This is a genomic window from Salipiger sp. CCB-MM3, from assembly GCF_001687105.1.
GTDB lineage: Bacteria > Pseudomonadota > Alphaproteobacteria > Rhodobacterales > Rhodobacteraceae > Salipiger.
The window spans coordinates 963,889-985,045 of record NZ_CP014595.1; the positions used below are offsets into that span (position 1 = coordinate 963,889).

The window sequence follows — 21,157 nt, forward strand, 5'->3', positions numbered from 1 at the left end:
TTGATGACCGGGTAGGCTGCGACCGGTGTGGGCGGGTCCATAAAGGCTCGGCTGCCATGGGGCAAGGGCTTTGGCGGCGCGGACACGGGAGCGTGCGCGCCGCCACGCGCGAGGCATGGCCGGGCCCTTGCAGGGTTGGGGGGCGCTGCCCCCGTCCGCTGGCGCGGACTCCCCCGGCGTATTTTGAAAGAGAAGAAGGACCTTTGCGGGGTCAGGCGCGCTTGTTCAGCACATCGACGCCGAGGGTGGTGAGGACTTTTTCTTCGATCTGCTCGGCGTTGAGACCCGCCGTGGCATACATATCCGCCGGGCTCGAATGGTCGATGAACGTGTCGGGCAGCACCATGGAGCGGAATTTCAGACCGTGGTCAAAGACCCCTTCGTCCGACAGAAGCTGCGCCACATGGCTGCCGAAACCGCCGACGGCGCCCTCTTCGATGGTGATCAGCGCCTCGTGGTCCTGCGCCAGTTGCAGGATCAGATCGCGGTCGAGCGGCTTGGCGAAACGGGCGTCGGCGACGGTGGGCGAGATGCCGCGCGCTTCGAGCTTTTCGCAGGCCTTCAGCACCTCGGCGAGGCGCGTGCCGAAGCTGAGGATGGCCACGGTCTTGCCCTCGCGGATCATCCGGCCCTTTCCGATGGCAAGGATCTCGGGCGTCTCGGGCATCTCGACGCCAACCCCCTCGCCGCGCGGGTAGCGGAAGGCGATGGGGCCCTCGTCATGCGCCGCAGCCGTGGCGGTCATATGCACCAGTTCCGCCTCATCGGCGGCGGCCATCACCACCATGCCCGGCAGATTGGCCATGAAGGCGATGTCATAGGCGCCCGCATGGGTGGCACCATCAGCGCCCACGAGGCCCGCACGGTCGATGGCGAAGCGCACCGGTAGGCGCTGGATCGCCACGTCATGCACCACCTGATCGTAGCCACGCTGCAGGAAGGTGGAATACATGGCGCAGAAGGGCTTCATCCCGCCCGCGGCGAGGCCGGCGGCGAAGGTGACGCCATGCTGCTCGGCGATGCCCACGTCGAACACCCGCTCGGGGAAGCGCTCGGCCATCAGGTCGAGCCCGGTGCCATCGGGCATGGCGGCGGTCACCGCGCAGACGCGGGGGTCCTGCGCCGCGAGCCTCGTCAGCTCCTTGGCAAAGACCTTGGTGTAGGCGGGCGCGTTGGACGGCGCCTTTTTCTGCTCGCCGGTGACCACATCGAACTTGGCGCGGGCATGGCCGCGGTCGGCGGAATGCTCGGCGGGGCCATAGCCCTTGCCCTTCTTGGTCAGCACATGGATCAGGATCGGCCCGTCGGCGCGCGCCTTGACCGCGCGCAGCACCGGCAGCAGCTGGTCCATGTCGTGGCCGTCGATCGGGCCAAGATATGAAAAGCCCAACTCCTCGAACAGCGTGCCGCCGACGGCCATGCTCTTGAGCATTTCCTTGGCGCGTTTCGCCCCTTCCCGAAACGGCGGCGGCAGCAGGCTCACCGCGCCCTTGGCGGCGGCCTTGAGATCGTGGAACGGCGCCTCGGCATAGAGGCGGCTGAGATAGGAGGACATGGCGCCGGTGGGCGGCGCGATGGACATCTCGTTGTCGTTGAGGATGACAATCAGCCGCTTGCCCAGATGCCCGGCGTTGTTCATCGCCTCATAGGCCATGCCCGCCGACATCGACCCGTCGCCAATCACCGCGATGGCATCGCCGAGGCCGGTCTCGCAGGCGCCGCCCAGTTCGCGCGCCATGGCAAAGCCGAGCGCGGCGCTGATCGAGGTCGAGCTGTGGCCCGCGCCGAAGGGATCATAGGGGCTTTCGGAGCGTTTGGCGAAGCCCGAAAGACCCTCTTTCATGCGCAGCGTGCGGATGCGGTCACGGCGTCCAGTGAGGATCTTATGCGGGTAGCACTGGTGCGAGACGTCCCAGATCAGCTTGTCGCGCGGCGTGTCAAAGACTGCGTGCAGCGCAACGGTCAGTTCCACCACACCCAGCCCCGCACCGAGGTGACCGCCCGTTTCGGACACAGCCGAAATGGTTTCGGCGCGCAATTCATGCGCCAGCCGGTGCAGCTCGTCGTCGGAAAGCCGCTTGAGATCAGCAGGAGTTGCCACGCGGTCGAGAACGGGCGTTTCGGGGCGGGAGGACATAGGGTGCACCTCTGGCGTCAATTGCTGCGGGAGATAACGAAGCGGGCTGCAGCCCGCAAGTTTTCCGCCCGGTCTGCATAGGGAGATAGTGCGTCACAGGCCTCGTCCACCAGATCCTGCGCGCGGCGCTTGGCGGCCTCCAGCCCAAGCAGCGACACGAAAGTGGCCTTGCCACGGCCCGCGTCCTTGCCGACGGCCTTGCCCATCATCGCGGCATCGCCCTCGACATCCAGAATGTCATCGGCGATCTGGAAGGCCAGCCCGAGCCGGTCGGCATAGGCCGAGACCGGCGCCGGGTCGACCTCTGCCAGCCGCGCGCCAGCCTCGGCGGACCAGCGGATCAGCGCCCCGGTCTTGCCGGCCTGCAGCGCGGTGATCTGCGCCAGATCGAGCGGCACATCGGTGCGTTCGGCGGCCATGTCGAGCGCCTGCCCCTTCACCATGCCACGCGCGCCCGCAGCGCGGGCCAGCGACAGCACCAGATCGGCGCGCACCTCGCCCGAGGGATGGCAGCGCGGATCGCTGACCAGCTCGAAGCCAAGCGACTGCAGCGCGTCGCCCGCCAGAACCGCGGTGGCCTCATCCCATTTGCGATGCACCGTGGGCAGGCCGCGGCGCAGGTCGTCGTCATCCATGCAGGGCAGATCGTCATGCACCAGCGAATAGGCATGCACCGCCTCGATGGCGCAGGCGGGCCAGATGGCATGGCCCTCGGGCACGCCATGCAGCCGCGCGCTCTCGAGCACCAGATAGCCGCGCAGCGCCTTGCCGCCGCGGGTGGCATAGCCCATGGCCTCGACAACCGGCAGCGCGTCATGCTCGTCCAGAACGGCCTCGAGATGCGCCGCGACCGACGCCGCGGCGCTGACTAGGGATTCGGCAAACATCGAGGCTCAGAGCCCTTCGACAGGCTTGGTACCCGCGGGCTCGCCATTCGCGTCGAGGGTGATCGCGGCGACCTTTTCCTCGGCTGCCTTGAGCTTTTCCTCGCAATGTTTCCGCAGCTCGCTGCCGCGCTGGTAGAGCGTGATCGACTCCTCCAACGGCACCTCGCCGCGCTCGAGCTGGGTCACCACCTGCTCGAGCTCGCCCATTGCCTGTTCAAAGCTCATCTCCGCGACGGGGGTCTCACTCATCTGCCTGCCTCGATCAATTCTTGTACATGCGCCCGGGCCGAGTCCGCGAGCGCGCGCAGATCATAGCCACCTTCGAGAACCGAGACCACCCGCCCCCGCGCGCTGCCCTGCGCGGCGCGGCACAGCTGCTGTGTGATCCAGCGAAAGTCTTCTTCGGTCCAGTTCAGCTCGGCCAGCGGATCGTCGGCATGGGCATCAAACCCCGCTGAGATGATGACCAGCTCCGGCTCGAAGGCCGCGAGCCGGGGGAAGACCTGTTCGGTGTAAGCGGCGCGCATCTCGGCCCCGCCGCTGCCCGGCGGCAGCGGGATGTTGAGCACATTGTCGTGACCCCCGCGCTCGGCCGCGGCCCCGGTGCCGGGCCAGAGCGGATATTGCTGCGAGCTGATCAGCAGCGCGCGGGGCTCGTCCCAGAGCAGCGCCTGCGTGCCATTGCCATGGTGCACGTCGAAATCCACCACGGCCACGCGATCGAGACCATGCCGGTCGAGCGCGTGTTTGGCGGCGATGGCGGCGTTGCCGAAAAGACAAAAGCCCATGGGCGTCTCGGCCTCGGCATGGTGCCCCGGCGGGCGGGTGGCACAGAACGCATTGCGCGCCTCACCCGCCATCACCGCATCCACCGCGCGCACGGCGGCGCCGACCGCGCGGCGCGCCGCCTCCATCGAACGTGGCGAAAGCCATGTATCCTCGTCGAGCCGGTGCAGGCCACTGCCCGGCACCTCCGCGACCAGACGGTCGAGGTAGCGCTGCGGATGGGCGCGCAGGATGTCGCGATCCTCGCAGCGCGGCGCGGCAAGGCGCAGCAGGTCGAGCCCCTGCAGCCCGTGCAGGACGTGATCGAGCCGGGCCACCTGTTCGGGGTGGCCCTCTGGCGTCAGGTGGTCAAGACAGTCGGCATGGGTGATCAGTGCGGTGCCCATCGCAGCCCTCCTCCGGTTGCAAATTCACCGCAGGAGACCGCGATTCCCCAGTCAGAACAAGGGGGCCAGCAAAAGAGAGGGGCGTCAGTCCGGCGCCAGCATGTAGCCCGCGCCGCGCACCGTCTGCAGGTAGCGCGGCTGTTTCGGATCGCTTTCGATCTTGCGGCGCAGGCGGGTGATTTGCACATCCACCGCGCGTTCCTGCGCCTGCCCTTTGTCGCGGCCCAGTTCCTCAACCAGCTTCGTGCGGCTCAGCGCCTCCCCCGGCTTGGCCGAGAAGATGCGCATGAGCTGGCTTTCCGTTGCGGTCAGTCGCACCAGATCGTCACCGCGCCACATCTCGCCCCGCTCGATATCATAGCGGATGGGGCCGAGCGTCAGCAGCTTGGGCTGGGCGGCATCGGTCACGATGGTTTCCGGCATCCGCCGCAGGATGGCGTTGATCCGCAGCAAAAGCTCCTTCGGCTCGAAGGGCTTGGCGAGGTAATCGTCCGCCCCGGCCTCGAGCCCGGCAATGCGGTCCTCGGTCTCGCCACGCGCGGTCAGCAGCAGCACCGGCGTCTGCCGCTCGGCGCGGATCGCGCGGGTGAAGCTGATGCCATCCTCGCCCGGCATCATCACATCCAGCACGATGAGATCGAAATCGAGCCCGGCCATGATGCGCCGCGCATGCGCCGCGTCACGTGCGGCACTCACGAGAAAGCCATTGCGGATCAGGAACTTCTGCAAAAGGCTGCGGATCCGCTCATCGTCATCGACGATCAGCAGATGTGCGTCGGGATCACTCATCCGCGGTTCTCCCGCAGCTTCTGGTACTGGCGCTGCATCTCGGGGTCCATCATCGCCTCGAGCACCTGCTTGAAGCCCGCCACGGCCTCTGGGCCGACCTGCCGGTAAGCGGCGCGCATCCGCGCGCGCTGCGCGTCGGAAAGCTGCTTTTCCAGCGCGTCGCCGGCCTCGGTCAGATAGAGGTGCCGCTCGCGTTTGTCGGCGCGGCCAACGCGGCTTTCCACCAAACCGTCCTCGACCAAAGTCCGCAGCACCCGGTTCAGCGACTGTTTGGTCACCCCCAGAATGGCCAGAAGATTGTTGACCGTGGTGCCCGGTGCGCAATGGATGAAATGGATGGCGCGATGATGCGCGCGGCCGTAGCTCAGCGTTTGCAGAATGCGGTCCGGATCGGCGGTGAACCCGCGATAGGCGAAGAACATCGCCTCGATCCCCTGCCTGAGCTGCTCATCCGTCAGATAGAGCAGGGATTCTCCGCCCTGAACCTGACTTGCCGTCGCGTCTGCCATCGCTCCCCCAAAAGTTCGTTTTCTGCACTTTAAGTCAGCGTTGTTGACATTCCAATAGCGAACTGTTAGCGAGTCGCAGTTTTTGCGCAACTTTATGCCCGGATCGGACGTAATAAACGCAATTTATGCAAAGCGCCCAATTGAAGGAGATGACCCATGGACGGAGCTTTCGACGATCGCGACGGCAAGATCTGGATGGATGGCCAGATGCTGGACTGGCGGGATGCTCAGGTACATGTCCTGACCCACGCGCTGCATTATGCAAGCTCGGTGTTCGAAGGGGAGCGCGCCTACAATGGCAAGATCTTCCTCGGCCACGAGCACTCGAAGCGCCTGCATTTCTCCGCCGGTGAGCTGGATATGCAAATCCCCTACAGCGCCGAAGAGATCGATGCCGCCAAAGATGCCGTGCTGAAGGCCAATGGTTTCACCGACGCCTATGTGCGCGCCATCGCATGGCGCGGTGCGGGCCAGGACATGGGTGTCGCCTCGGCACGCAACCCGGTGCGGCTGGCCATCGCGGCCTGGGCCTGGGGCAACTACTATGGCGACGCGAAGATGAAGGGCGCCAAGCTCGACATCGCGAAATGGAAGCGCCCGAGCCCCGAGACCATCCCGGTCCATGCCAAAGCCGCGGGCCTCTACATGATCTGCACCACCTCCAAGCATGCGGCTGAAGCCAAGGGCTGCTCGGACGCGCTGTTCATGGACTACCGCGGGTATGTGGCCGAAGCGACCGGCGCCAACATCTTCTTCGTCAAGGACGGCGAAGTGCACACGCCGCTGCCCGACTGCTTCCTCAACGGCCTGACCCGTCAGACGGTGATCAAGCTGCTGAAGGAGAAGGGCATCACCGTGCACGAACGCCACATCATGCCCGAAGAAATGGAAGGCTTCGAGCAGTGCTGGCTGACCGGCACCGCGGCAGAGGTCACCCCGGTGGGGCAGATCGGCGATTACACCTTTGAGGTTGGCGCGCTGACCCGCGACATCGCCGCGACCTACGAAAAGCTGGTCCGCTCCTGAGCGATCCAGCCGGGGCCCTGCGCCCCACCCCGGGTTTCGCATCCCGACCACGGCCCGCGCATCGCGCGGGCCGTTTGTGTCTCAACCCTTCCTGTATCAACCCTTAGTGTCTCAACTTATCTAGTGTCTCAACTCATCGCGCGCAGCATGGCGGTGTTGGACTGGATCACGGTGTTCAGCTCGACGATCCGCGCCAGCCGCGCCTCGATCTCGTCCTGCCCGGCATCCAATTGATCGACGATCCCCGCCAGCGAGTCGCCCGTGCCGGAGAGTGCCGCGCTTTCGATCTTGCACATCATGCGGGTGGAACTGAGGCCCGTGACATAGCGCTTCATGTCGAGCACCGAGCGGCCTAGGCGGGTCGCTTCGATCTCGACGACTTTCAGCGCGTCGATGGCCGCTTTCTGAAAGGCGATTTCTTCGGCGATGAGCGTCTCTTTATCGCGAAGCACATCCTCCTTGGCGGCGGCATGGCGCACATCCTCTTGGAAGATCGCCGACATTTCCGCCTGCAAGCTGCCTGCGTAGACGAGGAACTGCCCCTGCTGGATCGTGGTCAGCATACGCATGTAGGTGCTGTCCTCCCCTTCGACAAAGGCCCGCACCCAAGCCGCCATCTCATCGAGCATAGAGCCGTAGTTCACTGAGATCGCGCTGATCGGCCCGCCGGCGTTTTCGAGCCGCGAGGCGAGGATACGCATGTTCATCGGCACCGTGCGGATCGCCTTGATGATCTCGGTCATCCGGTCGGTTTCCTCGCGGATTTGCAGGATCGTCTTGGCCATCGTCATGAAGCGCTGCTGGCGCTGGCCCAGCTTCACGCCCATGCGCCGCGAACGCTCTTCAAGCTCCTGCGCCAGCGCGGCGGTCATGAAACCCTCGTAGGAGGTATAGCCTTCCTCGGCCAGCAGGGTGATCAACTGCTCCATGCTGCGCACGGGGCTGACGCCCTGTTCGGTCTCGCCCTCGCGCAGCTTTGCGTAAATCTCTTTCACCTTCTCGAGCAGGCCGCAGCAGGGCTTCACCCGCACCGAGATATAGCCGCCCTCGATCGGCCAGGCGACGGCGAGCACCCAGTAATAGCGCCCGTCCTTGGCCTTGTTCTTGACATAGGCGGCGACGTAATCCCCGGCCTTCAGCTTATCCCAATACAGCTGGAACACGCCTTTGGGCATGTCGGGATGGCGCACCACCTTATGCGGGGCGCCCTTCAGCTCCTCCCACATATAGCCAGAGATTTTGCGGAAGACGCTGTTGCCGTGGATGATCACCCCGCGCCCGTCGGTGCGTGAGAAGAACAGGTCCTTCAGCTCGAACGGCACCTCGCCGACATTGCTGTTGCGCGTCTGCGCGATGAGCTGGGAATCGTGCTGGGACATGGGAACCACGCGAGTTGGACAGCGACCGTTCTGCGCAGCATGACCGATGCGGGGTTTCCGAATGATGAAGAGCCGCGGAATTCCGCGGCTCTTCGAAGCTCTGTCTCTGCGTGATGCCTCAGCCCGGCGACATCCCGCGCAGGCGCTCGGACCGGCGGCGCAGCATCTCGACCGTCGCCAGAAGCAGGATCGAGATCGACACCAAGACCGTCGCAGCCGCAAGGATGGTCGGCGACAGCTGCTCACGCAGGCCGGTGAACATCTGCCATGGCAGGGTCTGCAATTCGGCCGAGCCGATGAACAGCACCACTACAACCTCGTCGAAAGAGGTGATGAAGGCAAAGAGCCCGCCCGAGATCACGCCGGGCAGGATCAGCGGCATCTGCACCTTGAAGAAGGTGGTCACCGGATTCGCCCCCATGTTCGCCGCCGCCCGCACGAGGCTGCGGTCAAAGCCCACAAGCGTCGCGGTGACGGTGATGATCACAAAGGGAATGCCCAGCACCGCATGCGCCAGCACCACACCGGTCAGCGTGCCGACGATGTTGATCTTCGAGTAGAAGAAATACATGCCGGTGGCCGAGATGATCAGCGGCACGATCATCGGCGAGATCAGGATCGCCATGATCGCGCGCTTGCCGGGCACATGGCTCTGGGACAGGCCGATGGCCGCCAGCGTGCCGAGGCTGACCGAGATGATCGTCGCCAGCGGCGCGATGATCAGCGAGTTCTTCACCGCACTGGTCCACTCGGGGTTGGTGAAGAAGTCACGGTAGTGCTTCAGCGAGTAGCCCGCCGGATCGAAGCGCAGCATCTCGGGCGTGAAGGTGAAGAAGTCCTGCGAGTTGAACGACAGCGGCATGATCACGAGGATCGGCGTGATCAGGAACACGAAGATCGCACCGCAGAGCACCCGGAAGCTGTAGTGCCAAAGCACTTGGTTCGCGGTCAGATAAGGCACCAGCGGCACGCGGTAGCGGCCATAGCCGATCCAGTAGATGAACCATCCGAAGAACCAGCCAAAGAGCGCGCCGACCAGCGCGCCTGAGACGCCCCCCGTGACAAAGCCGAGCACGGCCAGCACGATGATCAGCCCCCAGCGCACCAGCTTCTCTTGCTCCTTGGGCAGCACCTGCAGCGCCAGATAGGCGACGCCGGCCATCACCAGCGCGACGATGATGATGCCCAGCAGCACCGAGCCGTTGGCCGCGCCGATGAACACCCCGGCGAAGGCCCCGGCGGCGGCAACCACCGGGAGGGTGAAGTTGAGGGGTTTCTTGACGGCGGGTGTGAGAATGACAGCACTCATGTCGTTACCCCAGCTTCACGTTGTCGATGCCGACGATACGGTCGTAGGCCCAGTAGAGGATCAGAACCACCGCCAGCAGGATCGAGCCGAGCGCGGCCGCGAGGCCCCAGTTCAGCGAGGTCGAGATGTGGTAGGCGATCCGGTTCGAGATGAAGGTACCGGTGGTACCACCGACGATCTCGGGCGTGATGTAGTAGCCGATCGACAGGATGAACACGAGGATCGAGCCCGCGCCGATGCCCGGCACCGACTGCGGGAAGTAGACCCGCCAGAACGTCGTCCAGTCGGTCGCACCCAGCGACTTCGAGGCGCGCACATAGGAATGCGGGATCGTCGACATCACCGAATACATCGGCAGGATCATGAACGGCAGCAGGATGTGGGTCATCGCCACGATCGTGCCGAACTGGTTGTTGATCATGGTCAGGCGCCCGTCGTCCGAGACCAGCCCGATCCACACCAGCACGTCGTTGATGACGCCCTGTTGCTGCAGCATGATCTTCCACGCCGAGGTCCGCACCAGAAGCGAGGTCCAGAACGGCAGCAGCACGAGGATCATCAGCAGGTTCGCCTTGCGCGCCGGCAGGTTCGACAGGATGTAGGCCACCGGGTAGCCCAGCAGGATACAGCTGCAGGTGATCACAAGGCTCATGAACAGCGTGCGCTTGAACAGCATGATGTAGATGCGTTCGTTCTCGGGGCGGGCTTCGGCGCCCTCGGGCGTCAGCTTCATGTCCACCGAGTTGAGGAAGTACCCCGAGGTGTATTTCGGCGCGTAGAGCTTCAGCGTGCGCCAGATTTCCGGCTCCAGCCAGTCCTTGTCGATCTCGCCGAAGCCGTCCTTGAAGCCGACAGTCTCGAAATCGGGGCTGGCGACCAGCTGGTCGGCGGCCTTCAGCATGTCCGCATGGGGGCCGCTGTAGCTCGAATAATCATTGGCTGTGAGGTCTTGGTAAAGCGCGGTATGCACCGCCGACCAAGGCTCTTCCTCGAGCAGCGAGTCGCCCTCTTCGCGGTGGGTGTAATTGGCGAAAATCTCGTATTGCTCGGCGGTGCGCGGCAGCAGGTCTTCGACACCGTCACGCAGGGCGAACTTCGGCAGGCGGTCGCCCTTTTCCCAGGCGGCTTCCTTTTCCAGCCAGTCGTCCGAGCCCATCATTTCGGCCCAGGGCTGCGCCTCGTCCCAATTCTCGTCGAGGTCTTCGAACTGGTCCTGATAGACCTCGCCGATATCGTCGAGCCCGCGGCCCGACTTGCGGAACAGCGAGGACGCGCCGGTCTGCTCATAGTTCAAGCGGCTGCCGAGACGGGTGTGCAGCTTGCGTTCCGCCGCGACGAAAAGATCGTAATAGGCGTCTTCGAACACCTGATCGGACGGCAGCCCGGTGCCATCCCAGTCGGCCAGTGCCTGCGTCGTTTTGGGCATGGTGTCCGAGACGATCTGGTTCTCGACCGAGCGGAACAGCATGTCCCCGATCGGCGCGATGAAGGTGACCAGAACGAAGATCAGCAGCGGCGCGATCAGCGCCAGCGCCCGCATCTTCTGCACGCGCAAGGCCCGCGACAGGCTCTTTTTCAGCGGCGTGCCGTCGGCGGCCAGCATGGGCCCGTTGGCTTCTTTCTCCGGGACGTCGGTCGAAGCTGTCATCCTACCCCCTGCGGGTCTGTTATTCTTTGATTTTATATCTTTATTGGCAGAGAGGGGCCGCGCGGCCCCTCTCCATCATGCAACTGCGCTTATTGCGCGAGCCAGGACTGGAACTTCGCGTCGATGTCGTCGCGATAGTCGGCCCAGAACTCGTAGTTGTAGAGCAGCGTGTTTTTGGCGTTCTCCGGGTCGGTCGGCATGTGCGGCGCCATGTCGATGCCCAGTTCGGCGTGCTGGCCAACCAGCGGAGCCGAGGATTCGCGCGCCGGACCGTAGGAGATGTAGGCCGCCTGATCAGCCAGACGCTGGGTGTCGGTGGCGAACATCACGAAGTCCTTCACGCGCGCCAGAGCGGCATCGTCGAGACCTTCGGGAATGATCCAGCCGTCGAGGTCGAACACCTGCATGTCCCACATCATGGCGACCGGCTGGTCCTGCTCCTCGATCACCGAGAACAGACGGCCGTTGTAGGTCGAGCCCATGAAGACTTCGCCGTCAGCCAGCAGCTGCGGGGTGTCGGCACCGGCGGACCACCAGATCACGTCGTCCTTGATGGTGTCGAGCTTGGCGAGGGCCTGATCCTGACCTTCCGGGGTTGCCAGAACGTCGTAGATCTCATCCTTGGCCACGCCGTCGCAATAGAGCGCCCATTCCATGTTGTTGATCGGACGCTTCTCGAGCGAGCGCTTGCCCGGGTAGGCTTCGAGATCGAAGATCGAGCAGATGTCGGACGGCGGCTCGGTGCCTTCGGGCACCATGTCGGTGCGATAGCCGAAGGTGGTCGAATAGACGATCTGCGGGATGAAGCAATCCGACACGATCATGTCGCCAAAGTCATCCTCGGCCGAGGAGCCGTCGTCGCCTTCGGCGAGCAGGTCTTCGGGGTCGTATTCCATCGCCAGGCCTTCGTCGCAGAGACGGATGGCGTCTGCGGCCACGACGTCGACGAGGTCCCAGGTGATGTTGCCAGCTTCGTTCATGGCGCGCAGCTTTGCGACCGCCTCAGCCGAGCTCTCATCCCAAGAGATGTTCACCTCGGGGTGCATCTCTTTGTAGGGGTCGGCATATGCCTTGATCTGGCTCGTCTGATAGGCACCGCCCCACGACACGAGGGTCATGTCATCGGCCATGTCCTGCGCGGAGACGGCGCCAGCGGCAACCGTAAGCGCGGTCGTGGCCAGGAGGGTCTTGGTCAGTTTCATCTGGTACTCCCTAAAATGCCCGTTCTGTCTTGCGGCTCTGTGGCACGGGCACCCCGCCAGAGCCTTTCCGGTCCGCACCGCCCGCCCCTGCCGGAGGGGCGGCGCGGGCAGAGTCTCGTCAGTTGGCGTCGAGCGCGCGGCAGTCTTCGGGCAGCCAGCCGATCTCGATCTCGGTGCCCGGCGTCAGCCGCACCTGGTCCGGCGCGTTGCGCGTCTTGATGACGAACTCGCGGTTGCCGGCCACTTCCAGACGGGTGCGGAAAATGTCGCCCATGTAGATGAACTCAAGCACCTTGGCCTTGAGCGTATGGGCGCCTTCCTGCAGACGGTCTTTGTTGTATTCGACGCGCTCTGGGCGGATCGACACGCGGGTGCGCTCGCCGACTTTGGTCACATTGACCGGCTTGGCGTCGATCACCTCGCCGCCGTCGAGCTTGACCACGCAATTGTCGCCCTTGATCTCGGCGATGGTGCCTTCGAGCGTGTTGTTCTCGCCAATGAACTGCGCCACGAAGCTGTTCTCGGGCTGCTCATAAAGCTGGTCCGGCGGCGCAAGCTGCTGGATGCGCCCGTCGTTGAACACGGCGACGCGGTCCGACATGGTCAGCGCCTCGGTCTGGTCGTGGGTCACATAGACCACGGTGATCCCAAGGCGGTGCGCCAGATCGGTAATCTCGAACTGCATCTTCTCGCGCAGCTGCTTGTCGAGCGCGCCGAGCGGCTCGTCCATCAGCACCAGCTCGGGCTCGAACACCAGCGCGCGCGCCAGCGCGATCCGCTGCTGCTGACCGCCCGAAAGCTGCGCCGGGCGGCGACCGCCGAAGGCCCCCATCTCGACCATATCAAGCGCGTGCTTGACCTTGGCCTCGCGGTCCGACTTGCCGATCTTGCGCACCTCGAGCGGAAAGCTGAGGTTCTCGGCGACGGTCATATGCGGGAACAGCGCGTAGTTCTGGAAGACCATCCCAATGCCGCGCTTGTGCGGCGGGATGTTGTTGATCGACACGCCATCCAGCTTGATCTCGCCGTGCGTGGCTGTCTCGAAACCCGCCAGCATCATCAGGCAGGTTGTCTTGCCCGAGCCCGACGGCCCCAGCATGGTCAGGAACTCGCCCTTAGGCAGGCTCAGGTTCAGGTCTTTGACGACAAGTGTCTCGCCATCATAGCTTTTCTGCACGCGCTCGAAGGCGACGAATGCGTCGCTTGCTCCGGTATCTGGCAAATCCGGCTCCCCGTTGTGTGTTCCGCGGATTTTTCTCCGCTGTCTTGCGCAAGATAAAACCGCGTCGCGACCCGTGTTGCAACCGTGTAGCGGAAATCGCGAAGAGATTCGCCACCCTGCAGGACGTCTGGGCAGAAATGCGGCGCTTCACGGTACAAATTCGCCATCGAAAAAGTTCTCGCAGGTCGATCGTCCGAGCGATTCCCTGCGTCAGCCAACCGTCCAAACCGGCGAAACTGCCAATTTTGCGCGCAGAATCGCCCGAGATGCGGCTCAAGACCCTCGCGAACGCCCATTTCTGAGGCAGCGGCGCCAAATTCCCCGTCGAAACCTGCGAGGCACGAAGATCCGGCGCCGCTCCGCCATGAACCGCGGCGCCAGAGGCGCGTTTCAGCCCGCAGCCCCCCTTTCATCCGGGCCCATTGCGCGGCATCAATGGCGGACGCGCGCCGCGCCCACCCAGCAAGAAGGACCCCGCCGCATGTTCCTGCGCCCGTCCGAGCCTCACATCAGCGACACCGCCGGCCTGCTGGCCGCCACCGAAGAGCATCTGTCGCATCTGATCGCCTGCCCGACCGTCTCGAGCGAGAGCAATCTGGCGATGATCACCATGATGGCCGATTTCCTCGACCACCTCGGCGCGAAGGTCGAGATCTTCCGTGATCCCGGCGGCGGCAAGGCCAATCTCTTCGCCACCATCGGCCCCGACGTGCCGGGCGGCGTGGTTCTGTCGGGCCATTCCGACGTGGTGCCGGTGACCGATCAGGACTGGGCCAGCGATCCTTTCACCCTCGTCGAGCGGCAGGATCACCTCTATGGCCGCGGCACCTGCGACATGAAGGGCTTCATCGCCGCCGCGCTGGCGCTGGCCGAACCGGTCTCGAAGATGCAGCTCAAGCGCCCGCTGCACCTGTGCTTCACTCATGACGAAGAGGTCGGCTGCCTCGGCGCCCGCGCGCTGGTGCCCGAGTTGCAGCGCCTCGGCTATGCGCCGCGCATGGCCATCATCGGCGAGCCAACGGGCATGCGGCTGATCGAGGGCCACAAGGGCTGCTGCGAATACACCACCCGGTTCCACGGGCTCGAGGGCCATGGCTCGGCGCCGGATCGGGGCGTCAACGCGGTGCTTTACGCGCTGCGCTACACCAACAGGCTGATGGAACTGGCCGAGGCGCTGAAGGTGCGCGCGCCGCAGGGCAGCCGCTTTGATCCGCCGTGGACCACCGTGAACGTCGGGCGTCTCGCGGGCGGCGCCGCGCATAACGTCATCCCCGGCAAGGCCGAGATCGACTGGGAGATGCGCCCGGTGCAGCCCGGCGACGCCGCATTCGTCAAAGAGGCGCTCGCCCATTGCGTCGAGAATGAATTGCTGCCCGCGATGCGCGCTGTGCACCCGAACGCCGAGATCACCACCGAGGTGATCGGCGAGGTGGTGGGCCTGATGCCCCTGCCCGACAATGAGGCGCGCGATCTCATCTCCCGGCTCACCGGCAGCAATTCCGCCGACGTCGTGCCCTTCGGCACCGAAGCGGGCCTCTTCCAGCAGATGGGCATGTCGGTGGTGGTCTGCGGCCCCGGCGAGATTGCACAGGCGCATAAGCCTGACGAATTCGTCACCCGCGGCCAGTTGGCGCAATGCCTCGGTCTGCTCGAGGGCGTAGCTCAAAGCCTGCGCGCCTGAGCCGCCCCTTCCTCTTGGCAAAAATATCCCACGGGGGTGCGGGGGTGTGAAACCCCCGCTGCTGACCTCTCAGCCCACGCGCCACCCATCAAGCGCCTCGGGTACGACCAGCCGCGCCCCCGGCCTCAGCCGCGCCGCGATGCGCCGCAGATCGCTGGGATCAAAGCCGATACACCCGGCCGTCGGATAGCCCGGCCGCCGCCATTGATGCAGGAAGATCGCCGAGCCGCGCCCGGGCTCCGCCTCGGGCCAGTTCCAATCGGTGATCAGCACAAGATCATACAGCGGATCGGCACGGCGCAGGGTTTCATGGCTGGGCGCGAAAGGCGCTTCGACCAGTTGGTTGTAGGCCGGAGAGGCGACATCATCGCACCACAGATCACGCAGACCGATGGGCGTGGCCCAGGGCGCGGGCTGCGCCATGCGGTCGGGCCGATAGAGCATCGCAACGATCCGATGTACCCCCACCGGGGTCGCGCCATCGCCCTCACGCTTGCCGGCACGCACCCCGCCGCGCCCGATGACGCAGGGCCAGAGCCGCCCGTCGAACCGCAGTCCGGCGCGGGTCAGCAGCAGGTCCGAGGCGCTCACAGCAGGTGGCCCGATTTCGCGGCCTTGGTGGCAAGGTAGCGCTCGTTGAAGGCGTTCTCGCCCACCTTCAGCGGCACACGCTCGGCGACGGTGATGCCGCAGCGCTCCATCATCGCCATCTTGGCGGGGTTGTTGGTCAGCAGCCGCACCGCGCCAAAGCCCATCTTGCGCAGGATCTCGGCTCCGAGCCGGAAGTCGCGCTCGTCATCCTCGAAGCCGAGGCGGTGGTTCGCCTCAACCGTGTCGAACCCCTGATCCTGCAGCGCATAGGCGCGCATCTTGTTGGCCAGCCCGATGCCCCGGCCTTCTTGGTTGAGGTAAAGCAGCACACCCGACCCCTCGGCCCCCATCTGCGCCAGCGCCGCATTGAGCTGCGGGCCGCAGTCGCATTTCAGCGAGCCCAGAAGGTCGCCGGTGAAACAGGCCGAATGCAGCCGCGACAGCACCGGCAGCGAACGGTCCGGGCGGCCGATCTCGATGGCGTAATGTTCGTCCGAGCCATCCTCGGGGCGGAAGATGTGCAGCCGGGCGTTCTGTGCCGCGCGCAGCGGCACCTTGGCGGCGACCACGTGGTCTAGCCGCGCCAGCGTCAGCATGTAGGGTCCGGCGGGGTCGGCCTCGACCACGGTCAGGCATTCGCCCTGCGCAAATCCCTCGGGGTCGTCCAGCGGCAGGATCAGCGCGGCGGGCAGCAGCCGGGCCGATTTGACCAGCGTGATCGCCAGCCGGTGCAGCCCGGTATCGCCGCCGCGGCGGGTGGCGAGCGGGCCCTTCATCGGCTTGGCGAGGTCATCGGCGGGATCGGCGATCGCCTGCACCCAGTCCAGCCCCGCGTCCTGCGGCAGGATCACCCGCGCCAGATCGCCATCATAGGCCCGCGCTTTCAGCGTCTCGGCGCGGCGCGCGGTGACAGTCAGGTCAAGGTCCCCCGGCAGCGCGCGCAGCACCGCCAGCCGCGCCGCCGAGACCGTCTCGGCCGCGACCACCAGCGCACCGGCACCGCTGGCCGTGCGCAGGACTACCGGCACGCCCATGCGCAGATCCGCACGGGCGCGGGCGAGGAGTTCTCCGAGATCGGGCGCGAGGGTCATCTGCATCTTCCTGTCTTGGCCCGGCGGGCCGGGCAGAGGGTACACCCGGGCAGGCCCGCCCGGGAAGGCGCTGAAACAAAGCAGCTTCAATCCTGTAACAAAAGCCCGCGCGCAACACGAGAGCGTGACATTGCTGCAGCAAAACTTGTCTGTACGCCTCTGCGGTTACATGTGATCCACCAACACGAAGACGGAGAGGCAGATGGCCCAGATCAAGAATATCCTGCTGGTAGACGATGACGACGACCTGCGCGAGGCGCTGGCAGAGCAATTGGTCATGACCGAGGATTTCGAGGTGTTCGAGGCCGAGACCGGCGCCGCCGCAATGGCCCGCGCAAAGGAACAGGTCTACGATCTTCTCATTCTCGACGTCGGCCTGCCCGACACCGATGGCCGCGAGCTGTGCAAGCTGATGCGCAAGCAGGGGGTCAAATCGCCGATCCTTATGCTGACCGGCCATGACACCGATGCGGACACGATCCTTGGCCTCGACGCGGGCGCCAACGACTACGTGACCAAACCCTTCAAATTCCCGGTGCTGCTGGCCCGCATCCGCGCGCAGCTGCGCCAGCACGAACAGTCCGAGGACGCGGTTTTCACCGTTGGGCCTTACACGTTCAAACCCTCGATGAAGCTGCTGGTGACGGAAGACGATCGCAAAATCCGCCTGACCGAGAAAGAGACGAACATCCTCAAGTTCCTCTACCGCTCGACCGAAGGCGTGGTGCCGCGCGAGATCCTGCTGCACGAGGTTTGGGGCTATAACGCCGGTGTGACGACCCACACGCTGGAGACGCACATTTACCGCCTGCGCCAGAAAATCGAGCCCGATCCTTCGAACGCCCGAATTTTGGTCACTGAATCCGGGGGATACAGACTGGTTGCCTGACAAATCGGCGGAAATGTCACGTCCACGCGGTTTTCCGCCAACCCCGCCTCACTCGCCCATTGGTTGACATTGGACTTGGTGATAGGGTAACCTAGCCTTTCGGATAGGAGGCTGACTGGCCTCCTCGAAAGACACAGAGTTCCCGTTGCATGTGCGGGTTATCACATGCACCTCCCTGTTGGACCTGGCCGGGCTTTGTGCCCGGCCTTTTTTCATCACAAGCAGCGTCGCCGCTGCGCTTTCCCATCTGTAACTCTCGTTGACGGCATGCCGCCTTACTCCTGCCGGGCCGCTCTGGCTTTGTGATACACGCGGCGTGTAAGCCGTGCCGGAATCGGCGCTCCGGCTGCGGCATCCCCTCCGCGAAGCCGAAGCGCCCACAAACCCCGTCCGTTCCTTCCGTGAGCGGTGGCCGATCGGCTTGCACTTCCGATCTGTGCGGAAAATCGTTAACAAATCGGAAAAGTGACAGAAGATTCCCGGCTTTTCGCGCCGGCCTGTCTGCGGTGCTTGCCGTTGCCGCAACAGATGGTAGAAGCCCGGCGCCCCTGCCGGAAAGGACTGAGCTTGACCGACACGCCCCGACGCCTCGAACACCCGAGCATGAACGCACCGCTGCTGGATTGGTGGATGCGCGACTACGACCATGTCTTCGTCGTGCTCAACCCGTTCTTCAGCGTCCCCGGCTTTGCGCCGGATACTGCCGCTTGGGGGCCTTTGCGCAGCGAGGCCACCACGCAGCAAGAGCTTGAGGCGCTGATCGAAAGCCTTGGCGACGGCCAGCCCAACCAACCGCCCGACGCCTTCGACGAGATCATCAAGACCACCGGCCAGCCGATCCGCTGGGACATGGTGGCGCAGGCGCTTGGCGTCGCGGACTTCGAGCATTTTGCGCATATGGTCTGGCTCTGGGTCATCGGCGCGGAGCCGCCCGAAGCGGATGTGACGCTGATATCGCGCATCGCCCGGCACTGCCGCAACGAAGGGCTCTACAAGCCCGAGGAAGACTGGCTGCCGCTGGTGGTCGAGCCAATGCTGCTGCCCTATTTTGAGGCCCTGCGGCTCGATGAGGTGACGCTCTGGGACGAGACGCGAACCTCCTCGCTGGAGTGCCCGATAGACGCGTTCCACCGCGACGAGCCGCCCGTGGCACTGATGGATGCGCCGATCTCGGCGATCTCGGCTCCGGGGATGCTGCTTAGCTGGTCGCAGGATCAGGTGACCGGCCTGCTGGCGATGACCGAAGAGATGCGACAGAAGGCCGACCCCGCCCGCTTCCTCGAAGGCTTCTGGGCCGGCACCCGCACCTCCTCGCTGGTGCTCGACCCAACCCATGCGCGGACCCCTGCCCTGCTGCACTGAGCCGCACGACACCCGCCAATACAAAACGCCCCGACCGAAAGGCCGGGGCGTTCGCGTTTTCAGAGGTGGCCGAGGCCGCGGATCACTCCGCGGTCTCTTCCTTCTTCTCAGCAGAGATCTCTTCGCCGGTCTCTTGGTCGACCATCTTCATGGCGAGGCGCACCTTGCCGCGATCGTCGAAGCCCAGAAGCTTCACGTAGACTTCCTGACCTTCCTTCAGCACATCCGACGGATGGTTCAGGCGGCGGTTCTCGATCTGGCTGACGTGCACGAGGCCGTCGCGCTTGCCGAAGAAGTTCACGAAGGCACCGAAATCGACGATCTTCACGACCTTGCCTTTGTAGATCGAACCCTCTTCCGGCTCTGCCACGATCGAGTAGATCATGTCATAGGCCTTCTGGATGGCTTCACCGTTGGCCGAGGCGATCTTGATCACGCCATCGTCGTTGATGTCGACCTTGGCGCCCGACACTTCGACGATCTCGCGGATCACCTTGCCGCCCGAACCGATCACTTCACGGATCTTGTCGGTCGGGATCTGCATGGTCTCGATGCGCGGCGCGTGAACCGAGAACTCTGCCGCTTCGGTCAGAGCCTTGGCCATCTCGCCGAGGATGTGCATCCGGCCTTCTTTCGCCTGCGACAAAGCCTGCTTCATGATCTCGGGAGTGATGCCCGCGACCTTGATGTCCATCTGCAGCGAGGTGATGCCGTTTTCGGTGCCTGCGACTTTGAAGTCCATGTCGCCGAGGTGGTCTTCGTCGCCGAGGATGTCGGTCAGAACCGCATACTCACCGTCGTCTTCCAGCACGAGGCCCATGGCCACACCGGCCACCGGCGCCTTCAGCGGAACGCCTGCATCCATCATCGACAGCGAGCCGCCGCAGACGGAGGCCATCGAGGACGAGCCGTTGGATTCGGTGATCTCCGACACCACGCGAATGGTGTAGGGGAAGTCGGTCGGAGCGGGCAGCACGGCCTGCAGCGCGCGCCATGCCAGCTTGCCGTGGCCGATTTCACGGCGACCCGGCGAGCCAACGCGGCCCACTTCACCAACCGAATACGGCGGGAAGTTGTAGTGCAGCAGGAAGTTGCTGCGGAAGTTGCCGTGCAGCGCGTCGATGATCTGCTCATCGTCGCCGGTGCCCAGCGTGGTCACGACCAGCGCCTGCGTTTCACCGCGGGTGAACAGCGACGAGCCGTGGGTCCGCGGCAGAACGCCGGTTTCCGACACGATCGAGCGAACCTGATCGAGGGCACGACCGTCGATGCGACGCTTGTTCTTGACCACGTCCGAGCGCAGCACAACCGACTCGAGCTTCTTGATCGCCGAACCGAGGTTCGCGTCTTCAAGCTGCTCTTCGCTCAGTTCTGCCTTGATCGCTTCCTTGGCGGCCGACACGGCGGCGACGCGCGCCTGCTTATCGGTGATCGCGTAGGCTTCTTTCATCTTGGCTTCGCCAAGACCCTTCACCACGTCGAACAGCTCGGAGTAATCCGGTGCCTGGAAGTCGAAAGGCTCTTTCGCGGCGGATTCGGCCAGATCGATGATCAGGTCGACAACCGGCTGGATCTGCTCGTGCGCGAAGGTCACGGCGCCCAGCATCTCTTCTTCGGTCAGCTCGTAAGCTTCCGATTCCACCATCATCACGGCGTCTTTGGTGCCGGCGACGACGAGGTCGAGACGCTGCTCGGGGTTGTTGCGCAGCCCCTGCATGTCGTCGACGGTCGGGTTCAGCACGTATTCGCCATCGGTGTAACCGACGCGGCAGCCTGCGATCGGGCCCATGAAGGGCACGCCCGAGATGGTCAGCGCAGCCGAGGCAGCGATCATCGCAACGACATCAGGGTCGTTGACGAGGTCGTGCGACAGCACGGTGCACATCACCAGCACTTCATGCTTGAAGCCGGGGACGAAGAGCGGACGGATCGGACGGTCGATCAGGCGTGCGGTCAGCGTCTCTTTCTCGGTCGGACGCGCCTCGCGCTTGAAGAAGCCACCGGGCACCTTGCCCGCGGCGTAGTATTTTTCTTGGTAGTGAACGGTCAGCGGGAAGAAATCCTGACCCGGCTTCGGTTCCTTCGCGAAGGTCACGTTGGCCATGACCGAGGTCTCGCCGAGCGTCGCGATGACGGTGCCATCTGCCTGGCGGGCGACTTTCCCGGTCTCGAGGGTGAGGGTTTCCTCGCCCCACTGCATGGATTTCGTCGTTACGTTGAACATGTAGCGTATCCTGTAAGGGAGCACTCCCGGCCCTCCGGG

The 21,157-nt window shown here is 64.6% G+C and carries 18 protein-coding genes; 4 read left to right on the forward strand and 14 right to left on the reverse strand.

Annotated elements, in window-relative coordinates:
- Nucleotides 1–211 precede the first annotated feature (211 nt).
- The 6 genes from dxs to AYJ57_RS04740 all read right to left on the reverse strand — a co-directional run bounded on the left by dxs (nt 212) and on the right by AYJ57_RS04740 (nt 5,494).
- Nucleotides 212–2,137, reverse strand: coding sequence for a 1-deoxy-D-xylulose-5-phosphate synthase (gene dxs / locus AYJ57_RS04715; RefSeq protein ID WP_066101927.1), 1,926 nt, complete (start codon nt 2,135–2,137; stop codon nt 212–214).
- A gap of 17 nt (nt 2,138–2,154) precedes the next feature.
- Entirely contained in the window at nt 2,155–3,024 is an 870-nt protein-coding gene (locus tag AYJ57_RS04720; protein ID WP_066101930.1) for a polyprenyl synthetase family protein, read from the reverse strand.
- 6 nt (nt 3,025–3,030) lie between these two features.
- Entirely contained in the window at nt 3,031–3,273 is a 243-nt protein-coding gene (locus AYJ57_RS04725) for an exodeoxyribonuclease VII small subunit (protein ID WP_066101933.1), read from the reverse strand.
- A complete protein-coding gene (locus tag AYJ57_RS04730) occupies nt 3,270–4,196 on the reverse strand; it encodes a histone deacetylase family protein (RefSeq protein ID WP_066101935.1) in 927 nt (308 codons plus the stop codon). Before AYJ57_RS04730 ends, AYJ57_RS04725 begins: the two co-directional genes overlap by 4 nt.
- Nucleotides 4,197–4,280: 84 nt before the next feature.
- The gene (locus AYJ57_RS04735; RefSeq protein ID WP_066101937.1) at nt 4,281–4,985 is read right to left on the reverse strand and encodes a response regulator; all 705 of its coding nucleotides are present in this window, start codon (nt 4,983–4,985) and stop codon (nt 4,281–4,283) included.
- On the reverse strand, nt 4,982–5,494 hold the full coding sequence (locus tag AYJ57_RS04740) for a MarR family winged helix-turn-helix transcriptional regulator (RefSeq protein WP_066101940.1): 513 nt from the start codon (nt 5,492–5,494) through the stop codon (nt 4,982–4,984). Before AYJ57_RS04740 ends, AYJ57_RS04735 begins: the two co-directional genes overlap by 4 nt.
- 156 nt (nt 5,495–5,650) lie before the next feature.
- On the opposite strand from AYJ57_RS04740, the gene AYJ57_RS04745 reads away from it, so the two are divergent.
- Nucleotides 5,651–6,520, forward strand: a complete 870-nt coding sequence (locus tag AYJ57_RS04745) for a branched-chain amino acid aminotransferase (RefSeq protein WP_066101944.1) — start codon at nt 5,651–5,653, stop codon at nt 6,518–6,520.
- A 128-nt stretch (nt 6,521–6,648) separates the two neighbouring features.
- Here the strand turns inward: AYJ57_RS04745 and AYJ57_RS04750 are convergent, their stop codons facing one another.
- From AYJ57_RS04750 to AYJ57_RS04770, 5 genes are all read right to left on the reverse strand, one after another.
- Complete coding sequence (locus AYJ57_RS04750; RefSeq protein ID WP_066101947.1) at nt 6,649–7,899, reverse strand: PAS domain-containing protein; 1,251 nt, start codon at nt 7,897–7,899, stop codon at nt 6,649–6,651.
- Nucleotides 7,900–8,017: 118 nt separating this feature from the next.
- Complete coding sequence (locus tag AYJ57_RS04755) at nt 8,018–9,208, reverse strand: ABC transporter permease (RefSeq protein ID WP_066101950.1); 1,191 nt, start codon at nt 9,206–9,208, stop codon at nt 8,018–8,020.
- Between the two features lie 4 nt (nt 9,209–9,212).
- Nucleotides 9,213–10,856 (reverse strand): ABC transporter permease, encoded by a 1,644-nt coding sequence (locus AYJ57_RS04760; protein ID WP_066101952.1) that lies wholly within the window; start codon nt 10,854–10,856, stop codon nt 9,213–9,215.
- An 89-nt stretch (nt 10,857–10,945) separates the two neighbouring features.
- Entirely contained in the window at nt 10,946–12,058 is a 1,113-nt protein-coding gene (locus AYJ57_RS04765) for an extracellular solute-binding protein (protein ID WP_066101955.1), read from the reverse strand.
- Between the two features lie 118 nt (nt 12,059–12,176).
- Nucleotides 12,177–13,280 carry an ABC transporter ATP-binding protein gene (locus tag AYJ57_RS04770; protein ID WP_066101958.1) on the reverse strand — a complete coding sequence of 368 codons (1,104 nt, stop codon included), beginning with the start codon at nt 13,278–13,280 and terminating at the stop codon, nt 12,177–12,179.
- Nucleotides 13,281–13,761: 481 nt separating this feature from the next.
- Here AYJ57_RS04770 and argE point away from each other — a divergent pair, with 481 nt between their 5' ends.
- Nucleotides 13,762–14,961, forward strand: coding sequence for an acetylornithine deacetylase (gene argE, locus AYJ57_RS04775; protein ID WP_083191146.1), 1,200 nt, complete (start codon nt 13,762–13,764; stop codon nt 14,959–14,961).
- Nucleotides 14,962–15,030: 69 nt separating this feature from the next.
- On the opposite strand, the gene AYJ57_RS04780 is transcribed toward argE, so the two are convergent.
- Nucleotides 15,031–15,552 carry a L,D-transpeptidase family protein gene (locus AYJ57_RS04780; protein ID WP_066101961.1) on the reverse strand — a complete coding sequence of 174 codons (522 nt, stop codon included), beginning with the start codon at nt 15,550–15,552 and terminating at the stop codon, nt 15,031–15,033.
- The gene (gene ribA / locus AYJ57_RS04785) at nt 15,549–16,643 is read right to left on the reverse strand and encodes a GTP cyclohydrolase II (RefSeq protein WP_066106659.1); all 1,095 of its coding nucleotides are present in this window, start codon (nt 16,641–16,643) and stop codon (nt 15,549–15,551) included. Before ribA ends, AYJ57_RS04780 begins: the two co-directional genes overlap by 4 nt.
- A 202-nt stretch (nt 16,644–16,845) precedes the next feature.
- On the opposite strand from ribA, the gene AYJ57_RS04790 reads away from it, so the two are divergent.
- Together AYJ57_RS04790 and AYJ57_RS04795 are read left to right on the forward strand one after the other, a co-directional pair.
- The gene (locus tag AYJ57_RS04790; RefSeq protein ID WP_066101966.1) at nt 16,846–17,532 is read left to right on the forward strand and encodes a response regulator transcription factor; all 687 of its coding nucleotides are present in this window, start codon (nt 16,846–16,848) and stop codon (nt 17,530–17,532) included.
- Between the two features lie 567 nt (nt 17,533–18,099).
- The gene (locus tag AYJ57_RS04795; protein ID WP_237220194.1) at nt 18,100–18,894 is read left to right on the forward strand and encodes a hypothetical protein; all 795 of its coding nucleotides are present in this window, start codon (nt 18,100–18,102) and stop codon (nt 18,892–18,894) included.
- An 82-nt stretch (nt 18,895–18,976) separates the two neighbouring features.
- On the opposite strand, the gene pnp is transcribed toward AYJ57_RS04795, so the two are convergent.
- Entirely contained in the window at nt 18,977–21,118 is a 2,142-nt protein-coding gene (gene pnp, locus AYJ57_RS04800) for a polyribonucleotide nucleotidyltransferase (protein ID WP_066101972.1), read from the reverse strand.
- Between the last annotated feature and the right edge of the window lie 39 nt (nt 21,119–21,157).

Coding starts and splice junctions, on each gene's coding strand:
- AYJ57_RS04745 (WP_066101944.1), top strand. CDS start 5,651: ATGGACGGAGCTTTCGACGATCGCGACGGCAAGATCTGGATGGATGGC.
- dxs (WP_066101927.1), bottom strand. CDS start 2,137: ATGTCCTCCCGCCCCGAAACGCCCGTTCTCGACCGCGTGGCAACTCCT.
- AYJ57_RS04760 (WP_066101952.1), bottom strand. CDS start 10,856: ATGACAGCTTCGACCGACGTCCCGGAGAAAGAAGCCAACGGGCCCATG.
- AYJ57_RS04790 (WP_066101966.1), top strand. CDS start 16,846: ATGGCCCAGATCAAGAATATCCTGCTGGTAGACGATGACGACGACCTG.
- AYJ57_RS04750 (WP_066101947.1), bottom strand. CDS start 7,899: ATGTCCCAGCACGATTCCCAGCTCATCGCGCAGACGCGCAACAGCAAT.
- ribA (WP_066106659.1), bottom strand. CDS start 16,643: ATGACCCTCGCGCCCGATCTCGGAGAACTCCTCGCCCGCGCCCGTGCG.
- AYJ57_RS04720 (WP_066101930.1), bottom strand. CDS start 3,024: ATGTTTGCCGAATCCCTAGTCAGCGCCGCGGCGTCGGTCGCGGCGCAT.
- AYJ57_RS04735 (WP_066101937.1), bottom strand. CDS start 4,985: ATGAGTGATCCCGACGCACATCTGCTGATCGTCGATGACGATGAGCGG.
- AYJ57_RS04730 (WP_066101935.1), bottom strand. CDS start 4,196: ATGGGCACCGCACTGATCACCCATGCCGACTGTCTTGACCACCTGACG.
- argE (WP_083191146.1), top strand. CDS start 13,762: ATGTTCCTGCGCCCGTCCGAGCCTCACATCAGCGACACCGCCGGCCTG.
- AYJ57_RS04725 (WP_066101933.1), bottom strand. CDS start 3,273: ATGAGTGAGACCCCCGTCGCGGAGATGAGCTTTGAACAGGCAATGGGC.
- AYJ57_RS04740 (WP_066101940.1), bottom strand. CDS start 5,494: ATGGCAGACGCGACGGCAAGTCAGGTTCAGGGCGGAGAATCCCTGCTC.
- AYJ57_RS04765 (WP_066101955.1), bottom strand. CDS start 12,058: ATGAAACTGACCAAGACCCTCCTGGCCACGACCGCGCTTACGGTTGCC.
- AYJ57_RS04755 (WP_066101950.1), bottom strand. CDS start 9,208: ATGAGTGCTGTCATTCTCACACCCGCCGTCAAGAAACCCCTCAACTTC.
- pnp (WP_066101972.1), bottom strand. CDS start 21,118: ATGTTCAACGTAACGACGAAATCCATGCAGTGGGGCGAGGAAACCCTC.